Annotated in this window: 3 protein-coding genes; all 3 read left to right on the top strand. The window is 66.6% G+C overall.

All coding sequences use genetic code 11. From position 1 onward, the window contains the following. The first annotated feature begins 124 nt into the window (after positions 1–124). The gene (gene dnaK, locus NQ160_RS07755; protein WP_257514644.1) at positions 125–1,993 is read left to right on the top strand and encodes a molecular chaperone DnaK; all 1,869 of its coding nucleotides are present in this window, start codon (positions 125–127) and stop codon (positions 1,991–1,993) included. A gap of 11 nt (positions 1,994–2,004) precedes the next feature. Beyond that, positions 2,005–2,637, top strand: a complete 633-nt coding sequence (locus NQ160_RS07760) for a nucleotide exchange factor GrpE (protein ID WP_257514645.1) — start codon at positions 2,005–2,007, stop codon at positions 2,635–2,637. A gap of 12 nt (positions 2,638–2,649) precedes the next feature. After that, positions 2,650–2,842, top strand: a 193-nt coding sequence (locus NQ160_RS07765; protein WP_257514646.1) for a DnaJ domain-containing protein, incomplete at its 3' end; no start/stop codon positions are given.

Genomic DNA, 2,842 nt, shown 5'->3' on the forward strand with positions numbered 1-2,842 from the left:
CAAACTTGACACCTCACGGCTCAAGTTCAATTGACATCGATCGGGGCGCCGCGTACCCTTGAGTCATCGCGGCTCAAGGTTGGGGCCGCCCCAGACTTTTCAGTTCCACACGAAGGAGAAACACATGGCACGTGCAGTCGGAATCGACCTCGGCACGACCAACTCGGTCGTCAGCGTCCTCGAGGGCGGCGAGCCCAAGGTCATCGCGAACGCGGAGGGCTTCCGCACGACCCCGTCGGTCGTGGCCTTCACCAAAGACGGTGAGGTGCTCGTCGGTGAGACCGCGAAGCGCCAGGCCGTCACCAACGTCGACCGCACCATCACCTCGGTCAAGCGCCACATGGGCACCGACTGGAAGACGCAGTCGATCGACGGCAAGGCCTACACGCCCCAGGAGATCTCCGCGCGCATTCTGCAGAAGCTCAAGCGCGACGCCGAGCAGTACCTGGGCGACGCGGTGACGGATGCCGTCATCACGGTTCCGGCGTACTTCAACGACGCCGAGCGTCAGGCCACCAAGGAGGCCGGCGAGATCGCGGGCCTCAACGTCCTGCGCATCATCAACGAGCCCACCGCCGCCGCGCTGGCGTACGGCCTCGACCGTGGCAAGGAGGACGAGCTCATCCTCGTCTTCGACCTCGGTGGCGGCACCTTCGACGTCTCGCTGCTCGAAGTGGGCAAGGACGACGACTTCTCGACCATCCAGGTGCGCTCCACCGCCGGCGACAACCGCCTCGGTGGTGACGACTGGGACCAGCGCCTCGTCGAGTACCTGATGAAGCAGTTCAAGGACACCACCGGTGTCGACGTCTCGGGCGACAAGATCGCTCTGCAGCGTCTGAAGGAAGCAGCCGAGCAGGCCAAGAAGGAGCTCTCCAGCTCCACCTCGACCTCGATCAACCTGCCCTACCTTTCGCTGACGGAGTCGGGTCCGGTGTCGCTGTCCGAGACCATCACCCGCGCGAAGTTCGAGGACCTCACCAAGGACCTGCTCGACCGCACCAAGAAGCCGTTCGAGGACGTCATCCGCGAAGCCGGCATCAAGGTGAGCGACATCGACCACGTCGTGCTCGTGGGTGGCTCCACCCGCATGCCCGCCGTCTCGGAGCTCGTCAAGCAGGAGGCCGGCAAGGAGGCCAACAAGGGCGTCAACCCTGACGAGGTCGTCGCCGTCGGCGCTGCCCTGCAGGCCGGTGTCCTCAAGGGTGAGCGCAAGGACGTGCTGCTCATCGACGTGACCCCCCTGAGCCTCGGCATCGAGACCAAGGGCGGCATCATGACCAAGCTGATCGAGCGCAACACGGCCATTCCGACCAAGCGCAGCGAGACCTTCACCACGGCAGACGACAACCAGCCGTCGGTCGCGATCCAGGTCTTCCAGGGCGAGCGCGAGTTCACCCGCGACAACAAGCCGCTGGGCACCTTCGAGCTCACCGGCATCGCCCCCGCACCGCGTGGCATCCCGCAGGTCGAGGTCACCTTCGACATCGACGCCAACGGCATCGTGCACGTGTCCGCCAAGGACAAGGGCACCGGCAAGGAGCAGTCGATGACCATCACGGGCGGCTCGTCGCTGGCCAAGGAGGACATCGACCGCATGGTGCGCGAGGCCGAGGAGCACGCCGCCGAGGACAAGAAGCGCCGCGAGTCCGCCGAGACCCGCAACCAGGCCGAGACCCTCGCGTACTCCGTCGACAAGCTCATCAAGGACAACGACGACAAGCTGCCCGCCGAGGTCAAGTCCGACGTGCAGGCCGACGTCGACGCGCTGAAGACGGCTCTCGCCGGTGACGACGACGACGCGGTCAAGACGGCGTTCGACAAGCTCAGCCAGTCGCAGGGCAAGCTGGGCGAGGCGATCTACGCCTCGAGCCAGGCTCAGGGTCAGAACCCCGACCCGGCGGCGACCGACCCGGGCAACGGCGAGGTGCCGAACCCCGAGGAGGACGTCATCGATGCCGAGGTCGTGGACGACGAGGACGAGAAGAAGTAGAGAATCAAGACATGACGGACAAGGACTTCGAAGAGCCCATCGACGAGGTCCCCGGTGACGAGGGGTCGGAGGCGCGAGCCTCCGACCCCGACTCGCACGGGGCAGAGGCTGCGGCATCCGCGGCCGACGGCGAGGGCGAAGCGGAACTGACCATCGATGACATCCTCGCCGCAGTGCAGTCGGACGAGGCTGCCGGCGCCGATGCGGATGCGGCTTCGGCGAAGGGCGACGAGCCTGACCTGCTCGTGGACCTCAAGCGGGTGCAGGCGGAGTACGCCAACTACCGCCGCCGCACCGAGTCGCAGCGCGAACTCGAGATCGAGCGCGCGCGCGGGTCGGTGGCACGCAGCCTGCTGCCCGTGCTCGACGACCTCGACCGGGCTGAAAAGCACGGTGATCTGGTCGAGGGCGCGCCGCTGTCCGCCATCGCCGACAAGCTGCGCGGCATCGTGGCGAAGCTGGGAGTGGAGCGCTACGGCGCCGCCGGCGAGGCGTTCGACCCGCAGCAGCACGAGGCGATCTTCCAGGCCCCGACCCCCGGCACCGAAACCCCGACGATCCTCGAGGTCGTCGAGGTGGGGTACCGGCTGGGGACCACCGAGCTGCGTCCGGCGAAGGTCGTCGTCGCCGTTCCGGCCGAGTAGGGCGGCACCTCGATGGCGAGTCAAGACTGGTTCGACAAGGACTTCTACTCCGTCCTCGGGGTGAGTAAGGACGTCAGCGACGCCGATCTGAAGAAGACGTACCGCAAGCTGGCGCGCAAGTACCACCCGGATTCCAACCAGGGCGATGCTGCGGCCGAGGCGAAGTTCAAGGAGATCAGCGAGGCGTACGCCGTGCTGAGCGACT

The sequence above is a fragment of the Microbacterium sp. zg.Y909 genome (assembly GCF_024626565.1).